28 protein-coding genes are annotated in these 24,637 nt (G+C 69.8%); 14 read left to right on the forward strand and 14 right to left on the reverse strand.

The window, feature by feature from the left end; all coding sequences use genetic code 11:
* Positions 1-2 precede the first annotated feature (2 nt).
* From BZB76_RS06115 to BZB76_RS06130, 4 genes are all read left to right on the forward strand, one after another.
* Positions 3-920, forward strand: coding sequence for a carbohydrate ABC transporter permease (locus tag BZB76_RS06115; RefSeq protein ID WP_121433248.1), 918 nt, complete (start codon positions 3-5; stop codon positions 918-920).
* Positions 920-1,750: a carbohydrate ABC transporter permease gene (locus tag BZB76_RS06120; protein WP_121433249.1), complete on the forward strand. Its 831-nt coding sequence runs from the start codon at positions 920-922 to the stop codon at positions 1,748-1,750. The genes BZB76_RS06115 and BZB76_RS06120 overlap by 1 nt, the downstream gene beginning before the upstream one ends.
* 10 nt (positions 1,751-1,760) lie before the next feature.
* Positions 1,761-3,032: an ABC transporter ATP-binding protein gene (locus BZB76_RS06125; protein ID WP_121433250.1), complete on the forward strand. Its 1,272-nt coding sequence runs from the start codon at positions 1,761-1,763 to the stop codon at positions 3,030-3,032.
* Between the two features lie 61 nt (positions 3,033-3,093).
* Positions 3,094-3,792, forward strand: a complete 699-nt coding sequence (locus tag BZB76_RS06130) for a class I SAM-dependent methyltransferase (protein ID WP_121433251.1) — start codon at positions 3,094-3,096, stop codon at positions 3,790-3,792.
* Here the strand turns inward: BZB76_RS06130 and BZB76_RS06135 are convergent.
* On the reverse strand, positions 3,761-3,967 hold the full coding sequence (locus tag BZB76_RS06135; RefSeq protein ID WP_121433252.1) for a hypothetical protein: 207 nt from the start codon (positions 3,965-3,967) through the stop codon (positions 3,761-3,763). The two genes, BZB76_RS06130 and BZB76_RS06135, sit on opposite strands and share 32 nt — an antisense overlap.
* A 360-nt stretch (positions 3,968-4,327) precedes the next feature.
* Positions 4,328-4,867 carry a GNAT family N-acetyltransferase gene (locus BZB76_RS06140; protein WP_121433253.1) on the reverse strand — a complete coding sequence of 180 codons (540 nt, stop codon included), beginning with the start codon at positions 4,865-4,867 and terminating at the stop codon, positions 4,328-4,330.
* Positions 4,868-4,936: 69 nt separating this feature from the next.
* On the opposite strand from BZB76_RS06140, the gene BZB76_RS06145 reads away from it, so the two are divergent.
* Positions 4,937-5,416, forward strand: coding sequence for an RrF2 family transcriptional regulator (locus tag BZB76_RS06145; RefSeq protein WP_246006771.1), 480 nt, complete (start codon positions 4,937-4,939; stop codon positions 5,414-5,416).
* A gap of 76 nt (positions 5,417-5,492) precedes the next feature.
* Complete coding sequence (locus BZB76_RS06150; protein WP_121433255.1) at positions 5,493-5,942, forward strand: carboxymuconolactone decarboxylase family protein; 450 nt, start codon at positions 5,493-5,495, stop codon at positions 5,940-5,942.
* A gap of 14 nt (positions 5,943-5,956) precedes the next feature.
* On the opposite strand, the gene fahA is transcribed toward BZB76_RS06150, so the two are convergent.
* The 4 genes from fahA to BZB76_RS06170 all read right to left on the reverse strand — a co-directional run bounded on the left by fahA (position 5,957) and on the right by BZB76_RS06170 (position 10,064).
* Entirely contained in the window at positions 5,957-7,123 is a 1,167-nt protein-coding gene (gene fahA / locus BZB76_RS06155; RefSeq protein ID WP_121433256.1) for a fumarylacetoacetase, read from the reverse strand.
* Entirely contained in the window at positions 7,123-7,965 is an 843-nt protein-coding gene (locus BZB76_RS06160) for a hypothetical protein (RefSeq protein WP_121433257.1), read from the reverse strand. The genes fahA and BZB76_RS06160 overlap by 1 nt, the downstream gene beginning before the upstream one ends.
* On the reverse strand, positions 7,962-9,167 hold the full coding sequence (locus BZB76_RS06165) for a homogentisate 1,2-dioxygenase (protein WP_121433258.1): 1,206 nt from the start codon (positions 9,165-9,167) through the stop codon (positions 7,962-7,964). Before BZB76_RS06165 ends, BZB76_RS06160 begins: the two co-directional genes overlap by 4 nt.
* Before the next feature lie 357 nt (positions 9,168-9,524).
* Positions 9,525-10,064, reverse strand: coding sequence for a MarR family winged helix-turn-helix transcriptional regulator (locus BZB76_RS06170; RefSeq protein ID WP_121433259.1), 540 nt, complete (start codon positions 10,062-10,064; stop codon positions 9,525-9,527).
* A gap of 123 nt (positions 10,065-10,187) precedes the next feature.
* Between BZB76_RS06170 and BZB76_RS06175 the strand changes: the two genes are divergently transcribed.
* On the forward strand, positions 10,188-11,921 hold the full coding sequence (locus BZB76_RS06175; RefSeq protein WP_121433260.1) for a pyruvate dehydrogenase: 1,734 nt from the start codon (positions 10,188-10,190) through the stop codon (positions 11,919-11,921).
* Between the two features lie 3 nt (positions 11,922-11,924).
* On the opposite strand, the gene BZB76_RS06180 is transcribed toward BZB76_RS06175, so the two are convergent.
* Together BZB76_RS06180 and BZB76_RS06185 are read right to left on the reverse strand one after the other, a co-directional pair.
* Entirely contained in the window at positions 11,925-12,584 is a 660-nt protein-coding gene (locus BZB76_RS06180; RefSeq protein WP_121433261.1) for a response regulator transcription factor, read from the reverse strand.
* Complete coding sequence (locus tag BZB76_RS06185; protein ID WP_121433262.1) at positions 12,581-13,717, reverse strand: sensor histidine kinase; 1,137 nt, start codon at positions 13,715-13,717, stop codon at positions 12,581-12,583. The genes BZB76_RS06180 and BZB76_RS06185 overlap by 4 nt, the downstream gene beginning before the upstream one ends.
* A gap of 106 nt (positions 13,718-13,823) precedes the next feature.
* Here BZB76_RS06185 and BZB76_RS06190 point away from each other — a divergent pair, with 106 nt between their 5' ends.
* Complete coding sequence (locus BZB76_RS06190) at positions 13,824-15,440, forward strand: FAD-binding oxidoreductase (RefSeq protein ID WP_211342845.1); 1,617 nt, start codon at positions 13,824-13,826, stop codon at positions 15,438-15,440.
* 31 nt (positions 15,441-15,471) lie between these two features.
* On the forward strand, positions 15,472-16,338 hold the full coding sequence (locus BZB76_RS06195) for an SCO6745 family protein (RefSeq protein ID WP_121433263.1): 867 nt from the start codon (positions 15,472-15,474) through the stop codon (positions 16,336-16,338).
* 6 nt (positions 16,339-16,344) lie between these two features.
* On the opposite strand, the gene BZB76_RS06200 is transcribed toward BZB76_RS06195, so the two are convergent.
* Entirely contained in the window at positions 16,345-17,583 is a 1,239-nt protein-coding gene (locus tag BZB76_RS06200; protein WP_121433264.1) for a coiled-coil domain-containing protein, read from the reverse strand.
* 188 nt (positions 17,584-17,771) lie between these two features.
* Between BZB76_RS06200 and BZB76_RS06205 the strand changes: the two genes are divergently transcribed.
* Positions 17,772-18,395, forward strand: a complete 624-nt coding sequence (locus BZB76_RS06205) for a hypothetical protein (RefSeq protein WP_147449342.1) — start codon at positions 17,772-17,774, stop codon at positions 18,393-18,395.
* Between the two features lie 10 nt (positions 18,396-18,405).
* Here the strand turns inward: BZB76_RS06205 and BZB76_RS06210 are convergent, their stop codons facing one another.
* Positions 18,406-19,266: an SDR family NAD(P)-dependent oxidoreductase gene (locus BZB76_RS06210; RefSeq protein WP_121433266.1), complete on the reverse strand. Its 861-nt coding sequence runs from the start codon at positions 19,264-19,266 to the stop codon at positions 18,406-18,408.
* Positions 19,267-19,389: 123 nt separating this feature from the next.
* Between BZB76_RS06210 and BZB76_RS06215 the strand changes: the two genes are divergently transcribed.
* The 3 genes from BZB76_RS06215 to BZB76_RS36315 all read left to right on the forward strand — a co-directional run bounded on the left by BZB76_RS06215 (position 19,390) and on the right by BZB76_RS36315 (position 21,443).
* On the forward strand, positions 19,390-19,992 hold the full coding sequence (locus BZB76_RS06215) for a PadR family transcriptional regulator (protein WP_121433267.1): 603 nt from the start codon (positions 19,390-19,392) through the stop codon (positions 19,990-19,992).
* 130 nt (positions 19,993-20,122) lie between these two features.
* Positions 20,123-21,055 (forward strand): NAD-dependent epimerase/dehydratase family protein, encoded by a 933-nt coding sequence (locus BZB76_RS06220; protein ID WP_121433268.1) that lies wholly within the window; start codon positions 20,123-20,125, stop codon positions 21,053-21,055.
* The gene (locus tag BZB76_RS36315; protein ID WP_281273848.1) at positions 21,036-21,443 is read left to right on the forward strand and encodes a sigma factor; all 408 of its coding nucleotides are present in this window, start codon (positions 21,036-21,038) and stop codon (positions 21,441-21,443) included. The genes BZB76_RS06220 and BZB76_RS36315 overlap by 20 nt, the downstream gene beginning before the upstream one ends.
* On the opposite strand, the gene BZB76_RS06230 is transcribed toward BZB76_RS36315, so the two are convergent.
* On the reverse strand, positions 21,402-21,986 hold the full coding sequence (locus BZB76_RS06230) for a MarR family winged helix-turn-helix transcriptional regulator (protein WP_121433269.1): 585 nt from the start codon (positions 21,984-21,986) through the stop codon (positions 21,402-21,404). The genes BZB76_RS36315 and BZB76_RS06230 overlap by 42 nt on opposite strands.
* Positions 21,987-22,051: 65 nt before the next feature.
* Between BZB76_RS06230 and BZB76_RS06235 the strand changes: the two genes are divergently transcribed.
* On the forward strand, positions 22,052-22,633 hold the full coding sequence (locus BZB76_RS06235) for a protoglobin domain-containing protein (RefSeq protein WP_121433270.1): 582 nt from the start codon (positions 22,052-22,054) through the stop codon (positions 22,631-22,633).
* Between the two features lie 99 nt (positions 22,634-22,732).
* Here BZB76_RS06235 and BZB76_RS06240 read toward each other — a convergent pair whose 3' ends face one another.
* From BZB76_RS06240 to BZB76_RS06250, 3 genes are all read right to left on the reverse strand, one after another.
* Positions 22,733-23,278, reverse strand: coding sequence for a hypothetical protein (locus BZB76_RS06240; protein WP_121433271.1), 546 nt, complete (start codon positions 23,276-23,278; stop codon positions 22,733-22,735).
* Positions 23,275-24,090, reverse strand: coding sequence for an MOSC domain-containing protein (locus BZB76_RS06245; RefSeq protein ID WP_121433272.1), 816 nt, complete (start codon positions 24,088-24,090; stop codon positions 23,275-23,277). Before BZB76_RS06245 ends, BZB76_RS06240 begins: the two co-directional genes overlap by 4 nt.
* A gap of 106 nt (positions 24,091-24,196) precedes the next feature.
* Positions 24,197-24,514, reverse strand: coding sequence for a DUF6191 domain-containing protein (locus BZB76_RS06250; protein ID WP_147449343.1), 318 nt, complete (start codon positions 24,512-24,514; stop codon positions 24,197-24,199).
* Positions 24,515-24,637: the final 123 nt, after the last annotated feature.

Genomic DNA, 24,637 nt, shown 5'->3' on the forward strand with positions numbered 1-24,637 from the left:
GGATGACGTCCGTCGACACGGCCCCCGCTCGCGGGGAGATCTCCGACCGCGGCCGGGCCGAGCGCAGGCTCGGGTTGCTGCTGTCCGCCCCGGCGGTGGTCGTGATGCTGCTGGTCACCGCGTATCCGCTGGGCAACGCCCTGTACCAGTCCCTGTTCAGCTACCGGCTCACCGCGCCGGACGACCGGCGCTTCGTCGGTCTCGACAACTACGCGACCGCGCTGACCGACGGCCTGTTCTGGCAGACGGTGCTCACCACGCTGATCATCACGGTGGTCACGGTGGGCGTGGAGCTGGTCATCGGGTTCGCGCTGGCCATGGTCATGCACCGCGCCGTGTTCGGACGCCGGACGGTGCGGACCGCGATCCTGCTGCCGTACGGCATCGTCACGGTGATCTCGGCGTTCGCGTGGAAGTACGCCTTCGACGTCCAGTCCGGGTTCGTCAACTCGTGGTTCGGGCTCGGCGACTACGCGTGGTTCTCCGACCGGTGGGCCGCGCTGTTCGTGATCGTCCTGTCGGAGATCTGGAAGACGACGCCGTTCGTGTCGCTGCTGCTGCTCGCCGGGCTCGCGCAGGTGCCGCGCGACCTGGGCGAGGCGGCGACGGTGGACGGCGCCACCGCCTGGCAGCGGTTGAAACGGGTGACGATCCCGAACATGAAGGCCGCCATCCTCGTCGCGCTGCTGTTCCGCACCCTGGACGCGTGGCGGATCTTCGACAACGTGTTCATCATGACCGCGGGCCAGGAGAAGACCCAGGTGCTGTCGTTCCTGACCTACCAGCAGATCATCACGCGGACCGAACTCGGCCTCGGCAACGCGGTCGGGGTGCTGCTGTTCCTGTCGGTGGTGCTGATCGCGGCCGTGTTCATCAAGGGGTTCAGAGTGGATCTCTCCCAGGTGCGAGGTGACCGCTGATGGAGTCGACGCGTTCGAGGGCGCTGTGGATCGTCGTCTCCCTGCTGATCCTGGTGTGGACGGCGTTCCCGATCCTGTGGATCGTGATGCTGTCGTTCAAGACGCCCAGCGAGATCGGCAACGTCCAGGGCTTCTTCCCGCAGGACTGGACGTGGGAGAACTACGAGACCGTCTTCAAGACCGACCTGTTCACCTCGGCACTGATCAACTCGATCGGCATCTCGCTGATCGCGACCTTCATCGGGGTGACGTTCGCGACGCTGGTGGCGTACGCGATCGCGCGGCTGGACTTCCCCGGCAAGCGGCTGATCCTGTCGTTCGCGCTGGCCATCGCGATGTTCCCGGTGGTGTCGCTGGTCGGGCCGCTGTTCGACCTGTGGCGCGACATCGGCCTGTACGACACCTGGCCGGGCCTGATCATCCCGTACATCTCGTTCGCGCTGCCGCTGGCGATCTGGACGCTGTCGGCGTTCTTCCGCGAGATCCCATGGGAGATGGAGCAGGCGGCGCAGGTGGACGGGGCCACGTCCTGGCAGGCGTTCCGCAAGGTGATCGTGCCGCTGGCCGCGCCGGGGGTGTTCACCGCCGCGATCCTGACCTTCTTCTTCTGCTGGAACGACTTCGTGTTCGGGATCTCGCTGACCTCGACCGAGAGCGCCAGGCCGGTTCCGGCGGCGCTGGCGTTCTTCACCGGGGAGTCCTTCTTCGAGCAGCCCACGACCGCGATCTGTGCCGCCGCGGTGGTCGTCACGGTCCCGGTCGTGATCGTCGTCCTGCTGTTCCAGCGTCGCATCGTGGCCGGGCTGACGTCCGGCGCCGTCAAGGGCTGAGGGGGAAATCATGGCCGCCATCACCATGAAGAACATCGTCAAGCGGTACGGCGACGGTTTCCCGGCCGTGAAGGAGGTGTCCCTGGACGTCCGGGACGGCGAGTTCATGATCCTGGTCGGGCCGTCCGGCTGCGGGAAGTCCACGCTGCTCCGGATGATCGTCGGGCTGGAGGACATCACGTCCGGGGAGATGCTCATCGGCGGGAAGGTCGTCAACAAGGTCGCGCCGCGGGAGCGGAACCTGTCGATGGTGTTCCAGAACTACGCGCTGTACCCGCATCTCACCGTGTTCGAGAACATCGCGTTCCCGCTACGGCTCGCCAAGACGCCGAACGAAGAGGTGAACCGGCGCGTCAAGGAGACTGCGGAGCTGCTGGAGCTGACCGAGCATCTGGACCGCAAGCCCTCGCACCTGTCCGGTGGTCAGCGGCAGCGCGTCGCGATGGGACGCGCGATCGTCCGGGAGGCGGACGCGTTCCTGTTCGACGAGCCGCTGTCGAACCTGGACGCGAAGCTCCGCGGCCAGATGCGCACCGAGATCTCACGCCTCCAACGACGCCTCGGTGTCACGACCGTGTACGTCACGCACGACCAGACCGAGGCGATGACGCTCGGCGACCGGGTCGCGGTGCTGCGCAAGGGCGTCCTGCAGCAAGTCGGAAGCCCGCGTGCTCTGTACGAAGAGCCCGTCAACCTGTTCGTGGCCGGGTTCATCGGGTCGCCGTCGATGAACTTCCTTCCCGCGTCCGTGGACGGTTCCTTCCTCGAAACCCCACTCGGACGGTTCGAGGTGCACGACGAACGCAAGCTCGCCGCCGTGGGCGACCGTGAGGTGGTGCTCGTCGGCATCCGTCCGGAGCACTTTGAGGACGCGTCACTCGTCGGGGAGGAGAAGAAGCCGCAGGGCAGCATCATCCGGGCGCGCGTGGACGTGACCGAGTGGCTCGGCAACGAGCAGTACGCGTACGTCCCGTACGAGGCGCCCGCCGACCTCGCCGCGCAGCTCCGCGACCTGTCCCGGGAGCTGGACAGCGACCAGCTCCGCACCCAGGCCGTCGTCTCGCTGGACGCCGCCAGCATGATCACGCCGGGCCGGGAGGCGGAGCTGTGGATCGACACGTCCAGGCTGCACCTCTTCGACCCGGCCACCGGTGACAACCTCACCCGGGACGAGGAGCGGGTCGCCGAACTCGACCGTGTCGCGGAGGAGTCGCGCGCCGCCCAGCGCGAGGTCCAGCGGGCACCGGCGGAGGGAGGCGGCGCGACCCTGGCGGAGCCGTGAGCCTGACTGGTGTCGAAGGTCTTCTGACACCTCGACTTGACAGGTTTGAAACGATCAGTGCATGTACGAGCGCTTCGCCCACGAATACGCCGCCCATGCCGAGGACAACTCCCACAACGCCCTCTACGATCGTCCGGCCGTACTCGGCCTCGCCGGTGACGTCTCCGACCTCGCCGTGTTCGACGCCGCCTGCGGCCCCGGCCTGTACGCCCGCGAACTGCTTGACCGCGGCGCCCGCGTCACCGGCTGCGATGTGAGCCCCACCTTCGTGGACCTCGCCCGCGCCCGCTGCGACGGCCGCGCCGACCTGCGCGTCCACGACCTCACCGAGCCGTTGACCTGGGTCCCGGACGGTTCGGCCGACCTGGTCGTGTTCGCGTTGGCGCTGCACTACTTCGACGACCGGGTGACCCTGCTCGAGGAGTTCCGCCGCATCCTGCGCCCGTCCGGCGCGCTCGTCCTGTCGACCGAGCACCCGACCATGAGCTGGACCCGGCTGGGCGGCTCGTACTTCACCGAGGAGCCCGTGGAGGAGTCGCTGAGCCCGGACCGGGACTGGCCGATCCGGGCCTGGCGACGTCCGCTGACCTCCATCTGCGCCGAGTTCCGCGCCGCCGGTTTCCTCATCGATGAGCTGCTGGAGCCGCGTCCCGTGCCGGAGATGGCCGAACGCTACCCGGACGACCACGCGAAGCTGGAGCTTCTCCCCGCCTTCGTCGCGTTCCGCCTCATTCCGGCGGCGTCTCGGCCGGGTCGGTGATGCGCCACCGTCCGACCTCGCTGTAACCGGAGTCGTAGATGACCGAAGTGTCACCGGGCTTCAACCCGTAATGGCGGAGGTTCCCACCCCAGTACCGCAGGATGCGCTCCAACTCGCGGACGGTGTCCTCACCCACGACACCTCGGTTCATGTCGACCTCCAGGACGAACTTCACGCCCCTCACCTCCCACTATCGCCTCCTTCAACCATTTCATTGAAATAGCAAGTGAAGGTTTCCATCAAAAGCCCCCGCAGACACGCGTGGTGCACCGGAAAAGCCTCAAATGGAGGAACAAGGAAGCAGCAGGCGAGCCAGAGGAACGGTTCGCGGACGGCGCTCCCCACCCGTGTCGGCCCCGGCTGGGCAGCTGGTACAGGGCAGTTGGTACAGGGGTTCGTCGTCTAGGCGGGGGCGCGGAGGAGTCTCACGTCGCGGATAGGGGAGACGTTGAGAACAGGAGGGCCATCTGACGCTCCGCGCGTTGCGCGCGGGCTTCCGGACGACGGCATCGAGCCCCTGGCGGCCTCGGCCGGGTCAGGCGTGGTGGAGTTTCTTCGTCAGGAGTTCGAAGGTGAGGTCGTCGCGTTTGGGGATGCCGTACCGCTCGTCGCCGTAGGGGAACGGGCGCAGTTCGCCCGTGCGGACGTAGCCGCGCCGGACGTACCAGGCGATCAGGTCCTCGCGGAGGCTGATCACCGTCATGTGCATCTCGGGCGCGCCCCACTCGTCGCGGGCGATCCGTTCGGCCTCGGCGAGGAGCGCCTTGCCGAGGCCGCCGCCCTGGCGGCCGGGACGGACCGCGAACGTCCCGAAGTAGGCGTGGTCATCGCGTTTCTCCACCTGGCAGCAGGCCTCGAGGGCGCCGTCGGTCTCGGCGAGGAGCATCAGGCCGTTGTCGCCGTGCACCACGGCCCCGACCATGCCGGAGTCGATGCGCTGGCCGCCGAGGAGGTCGGCTTCGGTCGTCCAGCCGGCGCGGCTCGCGTCGCCGCGGTAGGCGGACTCGATGAGTGCGACGAGGGCGGGGATGTCGGCCTCGGTGGCCGGGCGGAAGGAGGGGCTGACATGTGTCACGGAATGAAATTGTAGGACTTGTCCGGGTTGACCCGGTGATCCTGGACGTTTAATATCCAGAATATGCGGATGAGTGAGGGCGTCGAGTGGGCGCTCCACAGTTGCCTCAACCTCGCCTGGGTGGGACCCGGTGAGGCGATGACCGCGGCGAAGCTCGCGGGCTACTTCCAGCTTCCGACGGCCTACCTGAACAAGCAGCTCCAGGCGCTGGCGCGGGCGGGGATCCTCACGTCCACGTCCGGGCCCAAAGGCGGGTTCCGGCTCGCACGACCCCCCGAGGACATCACCGTGCTGGACGTGGTGACCGCGATCGAGGGTGCCGAGCCGGCGTTCCGATGTGAGGAGATCCTTCGCCGGGTTCCCGGAGACCACGAGGGAGTCGACTACCGGAAGGCGTGCGCCATCTCGCAGTCCATGCGGCGCGCGGAGATGGCGTGGCGCAGGGAACTGGCGGGTCAGACCATCGCCGACCTGCAGAGGACGGTGGAGAACCGGCATCCGACCGTGCCCGGCGACACCCGCAACCGGTTCGCGAACCTGCGGACCTGACCGTTCGCCGTCCACCGGCGAGCGGCGTACACCGTAATTCTGGATATTAAGTGTCCGAGATGGAGAGGAACCATCAATGTCTGCGCGAATGAACGTCAGGAAGGCCGCCGCCGAGGGGTACAAGGCCATGCTGGCGCTGGAGTCGTACGTCTACGGCAGCGGCGTCCCGCACCGCACCCTGGAGCTGGTCAGGTTGCGGGTCAGCCAGATCAACGGCTGCGGGCTCTGCGTGGACATGCACTCGCGGGACGCCAAGAAGGCGGGGGAGACCGACGAGCGGATCTGGTCCGTCGCGGCGTGGCGTGAGGCGCCGTACTACACCGACGAGGAGCGGGCGGCGCTCGCGCTCGCCGAGGCCGCCACCCGGATCGCGACCGAGCCGGACGGGGTCCCGGACGAGGTCTGGGACGCCGCCGCCGACCACTACGACGAGAAGACGCTCGCCGGTCTGCTGATGGCGATCGCCGCGATGAACGCCTGGAACACGATCAACGTGACCGTCCGGGCCCCCGCCGGCTCCCTCTGACCGTCCACGAAAGGTCAGCGGGCGGGCAGAACGCGACCCGCCACCTCCCCGAAGCCGATGCGGGTGCCGGGCGGGCCCGGTGCGGTCGCGGAGATGACCACCTCGTCGCCGTCCTCCAGAAAGGTGCGGGGCTCGCCGTTCACCTCGACGGGCTCCGCGCCGCCCCAGGTCAGCTCGATGAACGCGCCGCGCTGGTCCCGGTCGGGGCCGGAGACCGTCCCGGACGCGAACAGGTCACCGGTGCGGGACGACGCCCCGTTCACCGTCAGGTGCGCGAGCATCTGCGCCGGCGACCAGTACATCTCCCGGTAGGGCGGACGGGACACGACCTGCCCGTTCCAGGAGATGCTCAGTTCGAGGTCGAGCCCCCACGGGTTCTTCTCGCGCAGGTACGGAAGCGGTTCCGGGTCCTGGGGAGGGGTCGCGACCCGGGCCGACTCCAGGGCGAGGAGCGGCACGACCCACGGGGAGATGGACGTCGCGAAGCTCTTCCCGAGGAACGGGCCGAGCGGCACGTACTCCCACGCCTGGATGTCCCGCGCCGACCAGTCGTTGACGAGGACGACCCCGAAGACCCGTTCGCCGAAGTCGTCCATCCCGACCGGCGTGCCGAGCGGTGACCCGGCGCCGACGACGAAACCGACCTCGGCCTCGATGTCCAGGCGGCGGCTCGCCCCGTACGTCGGTGCCGCGTCGGACGGGGCCTTGCGCTGGCCGCTCGGCCGGACGATGTCCGTCCCGGACGGCACGACCGTCCCGGCGCGCCCGTGGTAGCCGACGGGAAGGTGTTTCCAGTTCGGTTGCAGCGGCTCGGACCCGGGTCGGAAGAGGCGCCCGAGGTTGGACGCGTGGTGTTCGGACGCGTAGAAGTCGACGTAGTCGGCCACCTCGAACGGCATGTGCAACGTGACCGCGTCGACCGGGTGGACGGCCGCGTCGTCCACGTCGCCCGAGACCAGGTCGCGGATCCGTTCGCGGACCTCCACCCAGCGCGCGTGACCCTGCGCCATGAACGGGTTCAGGGAAGGCGCCGCGAACACCTCGTCGAGGACGGTCAGGTCGACGACCGAGTCGGCGACGCGGACGCCCACGCGGGGCCGGGTCCCCGGCGTGGAGAACACGCCGTAGGGCAGGTTGGCGAGCCCGAAGAGCGAGTCTTCGGGTATCGCGATGCGGGTCATCAGGCGGACTCCTGGAGGATGGGAGTGAGCAGACCGAGGTCGGTGAGTTCGTGCAGCGGGTCGGTGATGCTGCACGTCCCGAACGACAGGAAGCGGGCACGGGCGGCGACCGTCCGCCGCTCCCCGAGCCCGGCGACCCGGGACGCCACGGCCGCCGCGTCACGGTCGGCGAGAACGGCGGCCAGTTCGTCCACCGGGCGGCCGTCCGCGGCGGCGTCGGTCGCGAGCAGCAGGTTCAGGAACCCGTGCTGGTGGAAACCGGTCTCCGGGTCGGTGTTGCGGACCGGATGGTGCAGCCCCGCCGTCGCCTTGAACGGGACGCCCGCGTCCACCACCGCCTTGATCGCGGCGGCCAGCTCCTCCGGACTGGGATACAGCTGGGGTTTCACGCCGCCGGTGCGGAACTTCGCGCGATGCCCCAACTCGGCGACCGCCTCGATGATCGACGCACGCCGTTCGTCCCTGGGAACCTCGACGTAAACGGGCACGTCGACGCTGCCGAGAACCCGGAAGAACTCGTCGGCCCCCATCCCCGGCGGGACGGCGACCTCCAGCCCGCGCACGTCGACGGCCAGATGGGCGGCCTTCGCGACCGCCTTCGCCGCCTCGCACGGGCCGCCCGGCGCGGTGATCGACAGATCGAGGGGGTCGGAGTCGCGCAGGAGCGGTTCGAGGTCGTCCAGCGCCGAGGCGGGCAGGACGAGCGGGCCGACCAGCTCGGCGTACGAGGAGGAGCGGTGGGCGCGGTGCGCCGGAACGGCGGCGGCGAGCGGTGCGAGGCCGGGCGGGAACACGGCCGCGTCGTCGCAGAGGCCGAGGGCGAAGGTCGGGAAGCCGGTCACCGCTGCCTCGCCCAGGTCCAGGCGTACGCGTCGTCCTCGCAGGCCAGGCCGCCCTCACCGAGTTCGAGCGGATGGAAGGTGTCCACCATGACGGCCAGTTCGTCGAAGAACTCGACGCCGATGCTGCGCTCGTACGCGCCGGGCTGCGGGCCGTGCGCGAACCCTCCCGGATGGACGGACACCGACCCCTGCCCGATGCCGGAGCCCTTGCGGGCCTCGTAGTCGCCGCCGCAGTAGAACATGACCTCGTCGGAGTCGACGTTGGAGTGGTAGTAGGGCACCGGGATCGACAGCGGGTGGTAGTCGACCTTGCGGGGCACGAAGTTGCACACCACGAAGTTGTGGCCCTCGAACACCTGGTGGGCGGGCGGCGGCTGGTGCACGCGGCCGGTGATCGGCTCGAAGTCGTGGACGCTGAACGTGAACGGGTACAGGCAGCCGTCCCAGCCGACGACGTCGAACGGGTGCCGGGCGTAGGTCATTCGGGTGCCGGTGAGGCCGCGCGATCCGCGGTGCTTGACGAGGACCTCGACGTCGGTGCCGTCCGCCTGGATCGGGTCGCCGGGGCCGTGCAGGTCGCGTTCGCAGTAGGGGGCGTGTTCCAGGAACTGTCCGTACCGCGACAGGTAGCGTTTCGGCGGCGCGATGTGTCCCGTGGCCTCGATGGCGTACGCGCGGAGCGGCTGGTCGCCGGTGGGCAGCCAACGATGCGTCGTGGACGTCGGGACGATGACGTAGTCGCCCTCCTTCACCTCCAACGACCCGAAGACCGTCTCGACGGTCGCGGTGCCGGACTCGATGTAGACGATCTCGTCACCGGTGGCGTTGCGGTACAGCGGCGAGTCGGCGGCGGAGACGACGTAGGACAGCCGGACGTCGCTGTTACCGAGGATCAACCGGCGGCCGGTGACGACGTCTGTCTCGGCCCACGTCTCCTTCGGGAACAGCTCGTGCAGCTTGAGATGGCGCGGCTTCAGCGGATGGTTCGGCGTGGTGGCCGCGTCCGGGATCTCCCACGGCTGCGAGTCGACGATCGCGGACGGAATCTCCCGGTGGTACAAGAGGGACGAGTCCGACGAGAACCCCTCCTCGCCCATCAGCTCCTCGTAGTAGAGCCGCCCCTCGCCGCCCCCGTGATCGTCCTGACGATGTTGGGTGTGCCGTTTCGGCGGCACGTGGCCGACCCGGCGGTAGTGGGCCATGGTCCATCGCCTCCGATGATTAACGCGTTAACTACTTTGTGCCGACACTACGACTCTTCTCCGGCAGAGGGAAGGGCCTAACCCGCCTCGCGGCACGGGCTGGTGCCAGCTCCACGGAGTGGCCTCGGCCCGCACGCGAACGCGCTACCCGCCCGGTGCAGCGACGCCGAAGGCGAGCGAAACCGGGCGGATCGCGAAGCGATGTCGCGTTCGCCCCAGGGGCGGTCACGTAGCGAGCCGCCAGGCGAGTGGAGTGGGCCGATCCTGCAGTCAACACAGCCGTCAGGCGAGCGCAGTGGGCCGGGCCTGCAGTGAACACAGCCGCCAGGCGAGCGAAGTGGGCCGGGCCTGCAAGAATCAGGTACGTTCGCGCGCGTCGAATCGGGTGCGGCCCGCGATCAGCTTGTCCAGCAGCATGATCAGCATCTGTTGTTCGGTTTCGGTGAGCGCGTCGGCCCACTGGCGCTCCCGCTCGTTCTGGCCTTTGAAGATGTCCAGCATCGCGCGCTGTCCCTCGTCGGTCAGGGACAGGATCACGGAGCGGCCGTCCCGTTCGCCCGGGGAGCGGTCCATCATTCCGGCAGCGACGAGCGTCTTCGTCAGGTTCGACACGGCGGCCCTGCTCATTCCGGCGAGCGCCGCGGCCCGGCCGGGCTCCAGCGGCCCGGCGAGCCAGGTGACGAACAGCAGCCGGAACGCCGCCCACGAGTGTCCGCGTGGCCGGTGGACGGTGGACTCCAGGTCATAGGTGACGATCGCCGAGGCCCGGTTGAGGGTCAGCAGCAGCCGGGTGGCCAGCCGGTGCCGGAAACCGTACTCGTCCGAGAGTCGCCGCCCGGCGAGGTCGACGAACGACCAGAAGTCGAGGTCGTCGACGTTGCTCTCCGTGGCCGCCACTCGAAAACCTCCTCGATTTTGATTCAGGTGTAAACCATTTAACCCGTCCGGGGCTCGGGTGTCAGCCGAAGATCGTCGGGCATGGGTGTGGGGGAAGCGTGTGCGGGCGTGTGGGGAGGGACGATGGCGTCGGTCGCCGACCAGTTCATCGCGGTGCTGCGGCAGGCCGGGGTTCGCCGGATCTACGGGGTGGTCGGCGACAGCCTCAACCCGATCGTGGACGCCGTCCGCCGGACGGACGGCATCGACTGGGTGCACGTCCGCAACGAGGAGGCCGGGGCGTTCGCCGCCGCCGCGGAGGCCGAGACGACCGGTCGGCTCGCCGTGTGCGCGGGAAGTTGCGGCCCCGGCAACACCCACCTCGTCCAGGGCCTGTACGACGCGCACCGGTCGGGGGCTCCGGTGCTGGCGCTGGCGTCGCAGATTCCGAGCACGCAGATCGGCAGCGGCTATTTCCAGGAGACGCACCCCGAACGGCTCTTCGTCGACTGTAGCCATTACTGCGAGTCGATCAGCACTCCGGCGCAGATGCCGCGCATTCTCCGAATCGCGATCCAGCACGCGGTCGGCCTCGGTGGTGTCTCCGTGCTGACCCTGCCGGGCGACATCGCCAGCAAGGACGCCGCCAATCCGACCGGGGAGCATGACTTCCTGGTGCGGAAGGGGATCGTCCGGCCTCCGTCCGACCAGGTGGAACGGCTCGCCGGTGCGTTGAACCGGGCCCGGAGGGTCATGCTGTTCTGCGGTGCCGGTGTCAAGGACGCCCATTCCGAGGTGATGGGGCTCGCTCACAAGCTGCTTTCTCCCATCGGCCATGCGCTGCGCGGCAAGGAATGGATCCAGTACGACAACCCGTTCGATGTGGGCATGAGCGGGCTGCTCGGCTACGGCGCCTGCTATGAGGCGATGCAGGAGGCGGACCTGGTTGTTCTCCTCGGCACCGACTTTCCCTACGACCCGTTCCTGCCGGGGAAGAACACCATCCAGATTGACGACGACCCGTCCAAACCGGGCCGCCGAACCGTCCTCGATCTGGCCGTCCACGGCGACATCGGGGAAACGCTCCGGCTCGTCCTCGACAAGGTGCACCAGAAACGCGACCGGTCGTACCTGGACGAGATGCTCAAGCGCCACGCACGCGCCCTGGAGAGCGTCGTCTCCGCTTACACGCGCGACATCGAGAAGCACATTCCGATCCATCCGGAGTTCGTGGCGAGCGTCCTGGACGACCTCGCCGCCGACGACGCGATATTCACCGTCGACACCGGCATGTGCAACGTCTGGGTGGCCCGCTACATCACGCCCAACGGTCGCCGCCGTGTCATGGGCTCGTTCGTCCACGGTTCGATGGCGAACGCGCTTCCGCACGCCATCGGCGCGCAGTACGGCGCCCCCGGACGGCAGGTCATCTCCGTCTCCGGCGACGGCGGCCTCGGCATGTTGCTCGGCGAACTCCTCACGGTGAAACTGCACCGGATCCCCGCGAAGATCATCGTGTTCAACAACGCGTCACTGGGCATGGTCCGCCTGGAAATGCTGGTGGACGGTTTCCCGTCCTACGAGACCGACCACGAACCCGTCGACTACGCGGCGATCGCCGAGGCCATCGGTATCGACTCCGCCCGTGTCGAACGTCCGTCCGATGTCCGCACGGTCATGGAACGGGCCCTCGCCGCCCCCGGCCCCTACCTCATGGACGTCGTCACCGACCCGAACGCCCTCTCCATTCCCCCGCACATCACCCCGCAGCAGGTGAAGGGTTTCGCGCTGGCCGCCGGAAAGACCGTCCTCACCGGCGGCGTCGGCAAGATGCTCGATCTCGCCCGCAGCAACCTCCGCAACATTCCCCGGCCCTGAGGCTCATTTGCCGAGCAGCCCCGCCTCGTGGGCGAGAATGGCGGCCTGGACGCGGTTGGTGAGGGAAAGTTTGTTGAGGATTCGGCTCACATGGGTCTTCACCGTCGCCTCGCTCATATGGTGGGTCGCCGCGATGTCGGCGTTGGACAGCCCGCCGCCCACCGCGACGAGCACCTCGCGTTCCTTTCCGGTCAACACCGAAAGGCGCTCCCGAGCCCGAGCCCGTGCCGGTTCGGCGTCCACGAACTCCTGGAGCAGCCGCCGGGTGACCTTGGGGGAGAGCATGGCATCGCCCCGGGCCGCGCTCCGAATGGCGAGGACGATCTCCTGCGCGGAGGCGTCCTTGAGCAGAAAACCGACCGCGCCGTGCCGGAGCGCGGCGTGCACGTACTCGTCCAGGTCGAACGTCGTGAGCACCACGACGTTCGGCGGGTGGGCGAGCCGGGCGAGGCGTTCGGTGGCGGTCAGGCCGTCGGCGCGCGGCATCCGGATGTCCATCAGGACGACGTCCGGACGGTCCGTCAACGCCCGGCGCACCGCCTCGTCGCCGTCCGCGGCCTCGCCGACCACCCTGACGTCCGGGGCGGTCTCCATGATGGTGCGCAGTGTCGCGCGCACCATCCACTCGTCGTCCACGATCATGACCCGGATCGGCGCGCTCATCGGCCATGCTCCAGGGGCACCTCGGCGCTGATCTCGAAACCGCCCTCGGATGTCGGACCCGCGGTGAGCCGCCCGCCGACGAGCCGGATCCGCTCGGCGACGCCCAGCAGGCCGTGACCACCGCCGGGCAGGACGGAACCGCCACCGCGCCCGTTGACCACCGACAGCCGCAGCTCCGTGGGGGTCCGCCGCACCCGCACATGGGCGGGCGCGCCGCCCGCGTGCTTGTGCACGTTGGCCAGCGCCTCCTGGACGACCCGGTACACGGCGTGCCCGACCATCGCGGGAGGCGGATCGCCCGACCCGTCGTCCAGGTCCAGCGTGACCGGCGTGCCCGCGTCGCGTGACTGGGCGATCAGGTCCCGCAGGTCGGCGAGACCCGGTAGCGGCGCCAGCGGCGCGCCGTCCTCGGCGCGCAGCACCTGTACCAGCGACCGCAGCTCGGTGAGCGCCTCCCGTCCGATCCCGCCGATCCGCCCGGCGATCGTGACGGCGTCCCGTCCGCCCGCCGCCTCCAGCGCGGTGGCGTGCAGCACCATCAACGCCACCCGGTGCGTGACGACATCGTGCATGTCGCGGGCGATCTGGGCGCGCTCGTCGCTGCGCGCCTGAAGGACACGCTGATGTTGCTCGCGTTCGGCCCGTTCGGCCCGCTCCCGCATCCTGGCGACCAGTTCACGGCGCGTCCCGACGTACAGGCCCAGCAGGGCGGGCCCGGCGCAGATCCCCAGGCCGAACGGCAGCGCGGCGTCGGGCCCGCCCTCCCGCCACACCGGGGCGCCGACGAGCACGGCGCCGGCGAGCGTGCCGACCGACACCCTGCGCCAGGACGTCGTGCGCTCCGCCAACGTGTACTGCGCCACGAGCAGGACGACGAACGCGCCCATCGTCACCCACGCCGCCAGGGCCAGGGCGACGAGGCACTCCGGCCACCGGCGCCGCCGCCACACCGCGACGCCGACGAGCGCCCCGAGCGGAACCGCGAACCACAGCGGCGGCTCCCGGTCGAGAAAGGCGATGTCGTGGCTGCCCAGCGACCGGCCCACGCCCCCGTCCCCGGCCGCCGTGGTCGCGGCGACGGCGAGCGCCAGGACCGCGTCGAACACCGCGCGCCGGTGCCCCCACAGACCCATGAAGGTCAACCTAACCGGGCCACGACCCCTTCGGCGTCGGCAGAAAGTTGTACGCCGACCCCCCAAGATCGCGGCTTTCCATCGACCCGAAGCACCGGATCGGCCGATGCCCCGACCGATCCCCGCGCACGAGCCTGGCGGCACCAACGACCCCGACCGTAGGAGCCTGCTCGTGGCCGACCACTCCCGACGGACCGTTCTGCGCGGCGCCGCCCTCACCGCCGCAGCCGTCCCCATGGGCGGTTCAGCTTCGTCCCCCCGCAAGGACCCGCCCATCACCGTGGGCCCCGACGATCCCCGCTACCGTTCCCTGGTGCTCCGGGGCTACAACCGGCGCTTCGAGGGCAGGCCCGACCAGATCCGCGTGGTCACGTCCACCCGCGACGTCGTACGGGCGGTCGACGACGCGGTACGGACGAGGCGACGCATCGCCGTCCGCAGCGGCGGCCACTGCTTCGAGAGCTTCGTCGACGACCCCGCCGTCCGGATGCTCGTGGACATGTCCACCATGACGGCCGTCGAGTACGACGAGCGCCGCGGCGCCTTCATGGTCGAGGCGGGCGCCACGCTGGGCGAGATCTACCGGCGCCTGTACCTGGGGTGGGGCGTCACGATTCCCGGCGGTACCTGCGCCGACGTGGGGGCGGGCGGGCATGTCGCCGGTGGCGGCTACGGCGCGCTGTGCCGGCTGCACGGCCTGACCGTCGACCACCTGTACGCCGTGGAGGTCGTCCTGGTCGGACGTTCGGGCAGGGCGAAGAGCGTCGTGGCCACCCGCGAGCCGTCCGACCCCCATCGGGACCTGTGGTGGGCGCACACCGGCGGAGGCGGCGGCAACTTCGGCATCGTCACCCGCTACTGGTTCCGTTCCCCCACCCGATCCCTGCCCAGACCGCCCTCCACGGTGCTGGACTTCTCGCTCGACTGGCCGTGGGACGACCTCAGCCGCGACTCGTTCGTCCGGCTGCTCCGCAACTACGGGCAGTGGACGGAGGACAACTCGGCGCCCGGCTCACCCGCCGCCGCCCTCTACGGCGAGTTCACCCTCACCAGCAGGCCGTCCGAGACCATCACCCTGTCCGGGCAGGTCGCCACCGACACCGGCGCGCGACGCCTGCTGGACGACCTGGTGAACGCCCTCGGCCACGGCGTCGACGTCCGACCGTGGCGCCGGTCGTCGACCCTCCCCTGGCTCACCGCCGCCACCAAGGGCTGGGGCGGCGGCCCCGGTCCCTTCCACCGCATCAAGATCAAGTCAGGTCTGCGCCGCCACCGCTTCACCGACCGTCAACTCGGCGTCGCCCACCACCATCTGAGCAGGTCCGACTACCGCCACCCGTACGGGCACATGTTCATCAACACCTACGGCGGCCGCGTCAACACCGTCGCCCCCGACGCCACCGCCGTGTCGCACCGCGATTCGAAATTCATGGTCGGCTTCCTGGTCGGCTGGGACGACCCCGCCGAGGACGCCCGCCACCTGAACTGGATCCGCGACTTCTACCGGGACGTCTACGCCGACACCGGCGGTGTCCCCGCCGGACCCGCCGACGAGGGCACCTTCATCAACTACCCCGACACAGACCTGGCCGACCCGAGACAGAACGGTTCGTCCACCCCCTGGCACACCCTCTACTACGGACGCAGCCACCCCCGCCTCCAACAGACCAAACGCCGCTACGACCCCCACAACGTGTTCCACCACCCCCTCTCCATCAGGTAGTCTTGTCACTGTCAAGATTACGGGAGGGCTCATGACGGACGCTGGACTGGCTCGACGGATGTGGCACCAGCTCGAACCCCTGCACGCGCTGTTCTGGTACTCGCCCGACGTGTTCGCCGAGGCCGAGGCGCTCGGATACGCGGTGGACGAGCGTTGGCCGAGCTACTTCGCGTGGCGGGCCGCGCCGCTGGGCGCGGCCGGGACCGAGGCCGTCTCGGCCGCCTTCTACAGCTTCAACCCGCGCAAGGTCGCCGAGTACGTCCCCGCCGCCTGGAAGGTCGCGCCGCCCGACCGCGTCCTGGAGGCGCGCCTCCGGGCCGTCGACCGGATGTACAGGGCGTTGCTGGACGATCTGGACGTCGATGAGGCCGCCGATCTCGCCCGTGCCGCCGCGGAGGGCGCGAGCGTCGCGGGCCGTCCCCTTGCCGCCGCCAACGCCGACCTGCCCTGGCCGGACGAGCCGCATCTCGTCCTCTGGCACGCCATCGGCATCCTGCGCGAGCAGCGCGGCGACGGGCATGTGGCCGCGCTCCTCACCGCCGGGCTCGACCCGGTGGAGGCGCTGGTCTCGTTCGCGGCCGTCGGCGCCGCGTCGGAGCGGACGTTCGCGAGCCGAGGCTGGACGGACGCCGAATGGGCCGCCGCCCGTGACCGTCTCGCGTCCCGCGGGCTCGTGCACGCGGACGGCACCGCCACCGACCGGGGCCGCGAGCTGCGCGACTCCGTCGAGCGGACGACCGACGACCTCGCCTACGAGCCGTGGCGGACGCTCGGCCCCGACAAGGCCGACCGGCTCGCGGAACTCACGATGCCCATCCTGGTCAAGGTCCTGGAGACGGGCCTGATGCCGGCCGAGAACACGCTCGGCATCGGCAAGATCCAGGCCCCGCCGCGCTGACCGGGCTCAGTCGTCGTCGAGTGGGGGCGCCTCGTCCTCGTCCGCCGGGTCCGGTTCGTCCTCGACGGACCGGTGTGTGGCCTGGTGCACGCGGACGGCCAGGAGCGCGCGGGCGAACCTCGCGGCCTGTTCACCGTCCATGACGGCCGGGATCTGGTCCACGCCGATCAGGGCACCGGACAGCGCGGTGACCGCGCCGGAGTCACCGACCCGCACCCCGTACCCCTCGGGCAGGTCCTCCACGGACGGAAGGTCCAGCGCCGCGCGGAGCGTGTCCTGGAGGCCGCGGACGGTCGAGGCGTCGCGGTCGATGCGGATCTCGGAGGCCTCCGCGCGCAGCTCGGCCCGCTCGGCGCGGACCTCCGCGGCGTCGGCCCGTTCCTCCGCGCGGTCGGCGCGCGTGGCAAGTTCGGCCGCGCGTGCGACGACGGAGTCGCGTTCGACGGTGAGGCCCGCGATCTCGCCCTTGGCCGCCGCCAGCTCGGCGCGCAACTGCCGCTCGGCCTCGGTCGTGGTCTTGAGGAGGGTACGCGCCTCGGTCATCTCGGCCCGGAGGGTCGCGAGTTCGGCCTGCGCGGTCGCGAGCGCGGTCTGCTCGGCCGCGAGGCGGGTCGCGAGATCGTCACGTTCCCGTTCGGCCTCGGTGCGCGCCTGATGTTCGGTGCTCCACGCCGTCTCGGCGCGCTTGCGGAGACCCTCGGCGTTCGCGACCTCGTTGGCGGCGGTGGCGCGGGCCTGCTGCGCGGCACCGGCCTCCTTCCACGCGTTCGCCTCGCTCTCCTGCGCGGCGCTGACGCTGGCGGCCGCGGCGGCGGTGACCTTCTCCAGCTCCTCCTGCGCGGCGGCGACCTCACGCGCGGCCGTCTCCGCCCGCGCCTCGGCCTGCCGGGCCCGATCGTCCGCCTCGGCGGCCTGCTGTCGGGCGCCGCGCGCCTCGGCCAGCGCGGTCTCCGCCTGGTCGAGCGTGTCGCGCACCTCGCCGTCCAGCCGCTCACCGAGCGTGGACGCGGCGGCGGCGAGCTGGCCCACCAGCCCGGCCAGCCGCTCGACGTCCCTCGCGAACGCCCTGACCTGCGCAGCTTCGACCGGCAGCGCGCGCTCACCGCCACCGACCGGTCCGTTGGCCGGCACGACGGCAGTTCCGCCCGCCGGCTCGTCTGTCGACCCGCTTCCCGGGCCGTCGATCGCCAGCCGGAGCGGCGCGGTCAACACGCCGTCGTCCGGGACACCTCGCTCTTCGTGCACGTGAGCATCCTAGTGAAATGCCCCGATTTAGCACCTCCCCCTTGCGAACGGGGTGCTATCACGTGCTTTCGTCCTTGATCCCGCCTATGATCGACGGCCCCGAACCGCCGGATGGGCCGCCAGGTGAGGACACGGCCACCCAGGGTAAGGCTGTAGGGCCGAGGGCAGGGGAGTGCGCGGGGGCGGGGATGCCATTCCAGAGCAGGATGCACGTCCGGATCGTCCAGGGAAGAGCACGTGACCCGACAGGGCTTCGGGACGCGCTCGACCGCTGGCATCGGGACCTGGCCCCGCGAGGCTGGCTGGGCTCGACCGCCGGAGTGACCGACGACGACGCGGCGTTCGTCTGGGTGTCGCGCTTCAAGTCCCCCCGGGCCGCCCACCGCAACGACAGGCGGCGGGCCCACCGCGAATGGTGGGCGACCCTCCCGGAACTGCTCCACGGTGAACCCACCGTCGACGAGACCACCGACGTCGAGAAGTTCGGGGTGGGTGGCTCGGACACGGCGGAGTTCGTCCAGCTGATCCAGACCCGCGTCCGCGACCGGGAGGCCCTTCGCCCGTTCTGGACGGACGAGGAGACCCGGGCCATGGCCGTGGCGAGACCGGACACCATCGGCGGCCTGTTCATCGTCTTCCCGGACGGCGCCTGCACCATCGAGGTCTTCTTCACCACCGAGGAGGACGCGCGCGAGGGCGAGCGCAGACCGATGCCACCCGACCTCAAGGAGTGGCGCGACGAGGAGATGACGCACTACGACGCGGAGGCGACCTTCCACGACCTGCGCGACCCCTGGCTCTACTCCCCCTGACCCCGCGCCTTCAGCCCCGCACCGGAGCAATCCTGTGCAGCCCCATGACCCTGGCCAGCAGCCGGTCGCGGGTTCGCAGCGGCAACCGCGCCAGCAGCCCGAGCAGCCGGGTGTCGGGGCCGACGGTGTAACGGGGCCGCGGCCTGGACGAGGTCAGCGCCCGCTCGACCGTACCGGCGACGAGCGAGGGCGGCGCGGGCTTCGACGACCCCACCGATGCGTTGACGGCGTCGAGTTGCCGCCGGTACATCGCGACCTGCTCCGGGGGCAGCGCGGCCACCGTCTTCGCGGCGGCGGCCCCGGCCTTGGCGAAGATCCGGGTGTCCATCAGGCCCGGCTCGACCACGATGACGCGGATGCCCCAGTGCCCGAGTTCCAGGCGCAGGGCGTCCGACATCGACGCCAGTGCCGCCTTGCTGGCCGAGACGGGCCCGAAGAACGGACCGGCGACCCGCGCGGTGGCGGCGGTGATGTTCACGACCCGCCCCTGGGCGGCCCTCAGCATCGGCAGAAACGCCCGGGTGACGGTGGCCGGGCCGAACACGTTGACCTCGAACTGCCGCGCTAAGTCCTCGTCCGGGACCAGTTCCAGCGGGCCCTGGACGATGATCCCCGCGTTGTTGACCACCGCGTGGAGGGCGCCACCGGTATCCGCGCGCACTTGGCGGACCGCCTCGTCGACGCTGTCCGGTTCGGTGACGTCCAGGGGGACGATCCGCACGTCGGGAAGGTCCGAGAGTTGGCCGGCGCGCCCGCGGACCCCCGCGAAGACGCGGAAGCCCTTCTGGGCCAGCACCCGTGCCGTGGCCACGCCGAGTCCGCCGTTCGCGCCCGTCAGCAGCACGGCCCGCGATCCGCTCGCTTTCGTCATGCGATCACCCTCACAGCTGTATGGAGAGACATGTTGGTAGGAACATGTAACGATCGACCTGTTGCTGTCAAGTGTCAGGATGGTCCCGAGCCCGGAACAGAGGTCGTCGTGAGGAGCGTGCGGATGTCGCTGCGCCACGGGCTGCTCGGGCTGCTCGCCGAAGGGCCGGCGAGCGGGTACGACCTGGCGCGCCGCTTCACGGAGGCGCTGGGCCTGGTCTGGCCCGCTCGGCACCCGCAGATCTACACCGAGCTGTCGCGTCTGGAGACCGCCGCCCTCATCGAGGTGGACAGCCACGGCCCGCGCGGTCGCAAGGCGTACCGGATCACCGACGCGGGACGCGCCGAGGTCCGCCGCTGGCTGACCCAGGTGGAGGTGGACCACACCTTCCGCATGGAGACGCTGTTCCGCTCCTACTTCTTCTGGCTGATGGAGCCGGACGAGGTCAGGGCGCACCTCGCCGAGGAGGAGCGCTTCTACGCCGAGATGGCCCGGAGGCTGCGCGGCTACGCCGAGGCCAAGGACCGCGGCGAGTGGGGGACCGGCGGGCAGGCACGCGCCATGCGCATCGCCCTGGAGGCCGGAATCCGAGTCAACGAGGCCCTCGCCGACTGGGCGCGGTGGGGCCGGGACGCCGACCTGATGACCGCCGAGGACTTCGGAACCGCCGAGACTACGGACGACGCCCCGGAGCAGGCGAAGCGACCACGAGACGACGACTCGTGAGTTGAGCGCACCCCGCGGTGGTTGCGATACACGACGCGGCCACCCGACAGACGAGCATTTTTCCCTGGATGTCACATCTCCGGGTAGGGCCCTGTCTATAAGGCAGAGCACCACGCGGAAGGGAAAGATCATGCGAGTCTTCGTCACGGGGGCGACCGGAGCGTTGGGGCGGCATCTCGTCCCCGGCCTGGTCACGGCGGGGCACGACGTCACGGCCACCACACGTTCGCCCGGCAAGGTCGAGGGGCTGCGGAAGGCGGGCGCGGAACCGGTCGTCCTGGACGGTCTCGACCGCGAGGCCGTGATCGCGGCGGTCCTGGACGCCGCGCCCGACGTGATCGTCCATCAGATGACGGCGCTGACGGGCAGCATGCGGCACGTCCGCAACCCGGACAAGTTCTTCGCCGCCACGAACGAGCTGCGCACCCGCGGCACCGACAACCTGCTCGACGCGGCGGAACGGGCGGGCACCCGCCGGGTCGTCGCGCAGAGTTACGCGGGCCTCGGACCCGACCGGTATCCCGGCCCGCCGAAGACCGAGGAGGACACCGACGACTGGCGGCCGATCCCGGGAGCCCTGCGCGGCCGGGCGGCGATGAAGCATGTGGAGGAGACCGTCCCGGCGCGGGTGTCGGAGGGCATCGTGCTGCGCTACGGCGGGTTCTACGGGCCGGGCGCCTCGGACGTCCTGCTGGAGGCCGTGCGCAAACGGCAGGTGCCGCTCGTCGGCGGCGGAACGGGCGTCGGATCGTTCATCGAGATCACCGACGCCGCGTCCGCGACCGTCGCCGCGATCGAGAGCGCCCCGCCCGGCCTGTACAACATCGTGGACGACGATCCGGCTCCCGTCCGGGAATGGCTGCCGTACCTGGCCGAACTCGCGGGCGCCAAACCGCCCCTGCGGGTGCCCACATGGCTCGCGCGGCCCCTCGCCGGGGAGTTCATGGTCGCCCAGATGACCACCTCGCGCGGCTACTCGAACGCGAAGGCCAAGAAGATCCTCGGCTGGGAGCCCAGGTACGCGAGCTGGCGGGAGGGATTCCGTGCCTGGGTCGCCGGATGAGACGTACCGGCCGCTGATGTTCTCCATCGCCTACGGGATGACCGGCTCCGTGGGGGACGCCGAGGACATCGTCCAGGACGCGTTCCTCGGCCTGACCCGGGCACGCCGGGCCGGCACCACGATCATCGACCCGAAGGCGTACCTGACGACGGCGGTGACGCGACTCGGCATCAACCATCTGAGTTCGGCGCGTGTGCGGCGGGAAACGTACGTCGGTGACTGGCTACCGGAGCCGGTCGTCGTCCCCGCCGACGCGCCGGGCCCGGATCCAGACGATCCGATCGGTGAACAACCCCGACAAGCTCGGCCACCTCGGACCGGTCTCCGACCTGGCACGCCTACGAACCTAGGCACTCGTGGGCTGGTGCTCGGGGCAGTTGACGCGTAGATCTCCGGCGTCCAGGTGCATGTTGAGCAGCGCGCAATGGTGGTCGCCGCCGTGCAGTTCATGGAATCGGCACGTCAGGCATGTCCGGGCCACGGCGATGATGCCCGCACGGTGGAACCGCTCAATAAGGATCAGCAAAGAATTCAGTACGGTCTCGCGCACCTCCACGGGTAGCGCGTCGACGACGGAGACCAGTTCCCCGCGCCGGGCGGCGATGCCGTCCGCCGTCTCCCGTCCCGCGGGGGTGAGGGACAGCCGATGCCTGCGACGGTCGGTCGAATCGGGGTGTCGAGTCACCAAGCCCTTGGAGATCAGGGCGGTGATCGCATCGCTGACGGTCGGTTGCGACACCTGGAGTTCGCGGTGCAGCGCGTCGACGCGAGCCTCCGGCGGCGGCCCGGCGGCGAGCAGGGCGAGGAGCTGCGCCTGGAGGGGGCTGAGCCGCTCGGCGCCGGCGACCTGCTGGCCGAAGGCCCGGTAGGCGACGGTCAGCCGCTCAAGAGCATCGACGGTTTTGTCGCCGACATCCTGATTGCTCCCCATGCTTGACACCCTATAGGACTCCTCTCTATATATGCATAGGAGTCCTATAGATAAGAGGTACCGTCATGACGACACAGGCCCCGGCCGGATACACCTACGGTTCGACCCCGCCCAGCCCCGTCTCGCTGGAGGAGCTCGCCAAGCTGGAGGCGAGCGTGCTGTTCACCGCCGAGGACCGGGAGGCCCTGCGCATGGCGGGAGACGTCCTGGAAAGCCAGGTCGAGGACGTCCTGGACGTCTGGTACGGCTTCGTGGCCGCTCACCCGCACCTCGCCGCCTACTTCTCGACCCCGGACGGAACGCTCTTGGAGGACTACCTGACACGCGTCCGCGGCCGGTTCGGCCAGTGGATCCTGGACACGTGCCGCCGCCCGCACGACCAGGAATGGCTCTCCTACGCCCACGAAATCAGCCTGCGGCACACCTACGAGAAGAAGAACCAGACCGACGACGCTCCGTCCGTTCCCCATATTCCGTTGCGCTACATGGTCGCCTTCATCTACCCGATCACGGCGACCATGCGTCCGTTCCTCGCGAAGAAGGGCCACGGCGAAGCCGACGTCGAGCGCATGCACCAGGCCTGGTTCAAGTCAGTGACCCTCCAGGTCATCCTGTGGCTCAGGCCGTACTCCCCGGACAGGTGGTGACGGCTGCCATCCGCATCGCCGGACCGTCCGTCGTCCCCGGCCGGGCATGAGCATCGAGTCAATCGACCTGTCGTAGGCATCGGCACGGTTATGGCCGCATCAAACGTCCACGTCGTCGGGGCCGAAGGGAGGAAAGTACATTTCGTCCCGCCGGACGACCCGCAGACCAGGGTTCCGAGCGGTATCGACGGTCACCTCGGCATAAATGGTCAATTCCATGAGGCGGTCGAGCGCCGGGAGTTCCCCGAAATCGCCGTGCGCCAAAGTCAGGGACCGCAGGCCCGGAATCTCGCGCAAGCGGACGATGTCGCGCACGTCCACGACCGTCAACGCGAGGTGGTCGACCGGGGTGCCGCTCAACTCACCGATGTCGATCACGGCCGGACCGCCCAGGTGCAGCAACTCCCAATGACGCCCGGTCAGGGGCCCGAGGTCCATGCCGTTGTCGTCCCACAGAAGCGCCTCAGTCACCGCCGGAAGGTACCTGACCGGCTCGAACGTCCCGACCCACGCGAAATCGGTGGTGAGACGGCGACGCCGCAGAATCGGCCCGGCGGGCGGCGGCGTCGGCGACTCGGTGCCCGCCAGAACACGTCGCCACACCGGCCAGAGACCGGCCCAGAACTCCTCCCAATCCAGGTTCACTCAAGTTCTTCCCACGAGGTGACCACGACCTCATCGCCCACGGCGAGCTTGCCGGGACGCACCACGGCGAATTTGGCGCCGAACGCCACCCCACCCTCGGACGCCCGCCGGTAGGTGGCGAGCGTGCGGAGCGGCTCGGGCCCCGACTTGACGCCGGTGTGCTGGTCGACCATGGTGACGGCGCACCGAATGGCGAGCTTGGCGAAACCCAACTCGCCATTCCCGATGACGATCCGGCGCGCCTCGTCCTCACGATGCGGCCGGTCCCAACCGTCGACCACGATGTTGGGACGAAACCGGTTCATCGGAATTGCCGGGCCCTCAACCCGGGCGTTCAACGCCTTCAGACTGGCCCGAGAAACAAAAAGCACCGCACAACTGTCGGCGTAACCGGACGTGCCCGGCGTCCACCCATCGGTCACCCGATCATGCTCGGGCGGCACCCGAACCAGCCTGCTCGGCTTCCCGAGCACCCCCGTCAGCCACCGCGCCGCGGCGTCCCCTTGGTCGATGCCCTGATAGGCCGTCCCGAACATCTCCACCGCCCGCCGACCGGCGCCCACCTCGACATCGACGCGCAACGCATCAACACCCGGCGCCCGCAGCGTCAACCGCCGACCCCCCTCGTCGATCTCGGGCCGGACGACCGCGAGCCGTGGATCCCGCCGCTGCGTCCGTGCCACCCCACCCTCGTCGACCACCATGAACGTGCGGTCATGCGCCGGCCCGGCCTCCGTCAACGCCGTCTCGGTCGACAGGACCCCCGCGCATCCCTTGACCGGGTAGGTGTACAGCTCGGTGACGACGACCATCGCTCTCCCCCCTGGACGAAGTCACCACGCTAGGGAGCAGATGGCGCCGACATCCAGACAAGAAGGCGATACATGACGCAGATACGTCAGCTTCCCCCGAACCGGCTCAAACAGGGTCGGACGGACGCCGAACAACCGCGATCCCGGCATCGAGATCGATGCGGGTCCGCGGCGGCGCGCCGTCGTTCTCCTCGTCCCGCAGAATCAACGACATGCGGCGCTGCTCCTGCTGGTGACGATGCGTGCCGTGAAAGAAGGCGTCCAACTCACCGACCGCGACCGCCGAGATCGGACGCCCCACCTCGTCCCGCCGCCACGGCAAATGGAACCGGCGCTGCCCCCACAGCCCCACCCGATCGAGACCGGCGAACGCGACCAGCCCGACCACAAGCCCGGGAATCGTTATGAAAACAAGAACGGCCACGCGCTCCCAACGAACACCCCCAACCACAAGTTGCCCGCAACTCCCCCAACTACTGGCGACCGCCGGTCGGACGGGTCGACGCGGTGAAGGAGAGCCGGTCCGGGATGATGCCAGGTCCTTTCG

This window comes from Actinomadura pelletieri DSM 43383 (assembly GCF_003634705.1).
GTDB classification, from domain to species: domain Bacteria; phylum Actinomycetota; class Actinomycetes; order Streptosporangiales; family Streptosporangiaceae; genus Spirillospora; species Spirillospora pelletieri.

Coding starts and splice junctions, on each gene's coding strand:
- BZB76_RS06190 (WP_211342845.1), top strand. CDS start 13,824: ATGCCCCGACCGATCCCCGCGCACGAGCCTGGCGGCACCAACGACCCC.
- BZB76_RS06120 (WP_121433249.1), top strand. CDS start 920: ATGGAGTCGACGCGTTCGAGGGCGCTGTGGATCGTCGTCTCCCTGCTG.
- BZB76_RS06145 (WP_246006771.1), top strand. CDS start 4,937: ATGAGTGAGGGCGTCGAGTGGGCGCTCCACAGTTGCCTCAACCTCGCC.
- BZB76_RS06150 (WP_121433255.1), top strand. CDS start 5,493: ATGTCTGCGCGAATGAACGTCAGGAAGGCCGCCGCCGAGGGGTACAAG.
- BZB76_RS06175 (WP_121433260.1), top strand. CDS start 10,188: ATGGCGTCGGTCGCCGACCAGTTCATCGCGGTGCTGCGGCAGGCCGGG.
- BZB76_RS06210 (WP_121433266.1), bottom strand. CDS start 19,266: ATGACGAAAGCGAGCGGATCGCGGGCCGTGCTGCTGACGGGCGCGAAC.
- fahA (WP_121433256.1), bottom strand. CDS start 7,123: ATGACCCGCATCGCGATACCCGAAGACTCGCTCTTCGGGCTCGCCAAC.
- BZB76_RS06115 (WP_121433248.1), top strand. CDS start 3: ATGACGTCCGTCGACACGGCCCCCGCTCGCGGGGAGATCTCCGACCGC.
- BZB76_RS06205 (WP_147449342.1), top strand. CDS start 17,772: ATGCCATTCCAGAGCAGGATGCACGTCCGGATCGTCCAGGGAAGAGCA.
- BZB76_RS06130 (WP_121433251.1), top strand. CDS start 3,094: ATGTACGAGCGCTTCGCCCACGAATACGCCGCCCATGCCGAGGACAAC.
- BZB76_RS06165 (WP_121433258.1), bottom strand. CDS start 9,167: ATGGCCCACTACCGCCGGGTCGGCCACGTGCCGCCGAAACGGCACACC.
- BZB76_RS06235 (WP_121433270.1), top strand. CDS start 22,052: ATGACGACACAGGCCCCGGCCGGATACACCTACGGTTCGACCCCGCCC.
- BZB76_RS06180 (WP_121433261.1), bottom strand. CDS start 12,584: ATGAGCGCGCCGATCCGGGTCATGATCGTGGACGACGAGTGGATGGTG.
- BZB76_RS06185 (WP_121433262.1), bottom strand. CDS start 13,717: ATGGGTCTGTGGGGGCACCGGCGCGCGGTGTTCGACGCGGTCCTGGCG.
- BZB76_RS06220 (WP_121433268.1), top strand. CDS start 20,123: ATGCGAGTCTTCGTCACGGGGGCGACCGGAGCGTTGGGGCGGCATCTC.
- BZB76_RS06195 (WP_121433263.1), top strand. CDS start 15,472: ATGACGGACGCTGGACTGGCTCGACGGATGTGGCACCAGCTCGAACCC.
- BZB76_RS06230 (WP_121433269.1), bottom strand. CDS start 21,986: ATGGGGAGCAATCAGGATGTCGGCGACAAAACCGTCGATGCTCTTGAG.
- BZB76_RS06245 (WP_121433272.1), bottom strand. CDS start 24,090: ATGGTCGTCGTCACCGAGCTGTACACCTACCCGGTCAAGGGATGCGCG.
- BZB76_RS06125 (WP_121433250.1), top strand. CDS start 1,761: ATGGCCGCCATCACCATGAAGAACATCGTCAAGCGGTACGGCGACGGT.
- BZB76_RS06215 (WP_121433267.1), top strand. CDS start 19,390: ATGTCGCTGCGCCACGGGCTGCTCGGGCTGCTCGCCGAAGGGCCGGCG.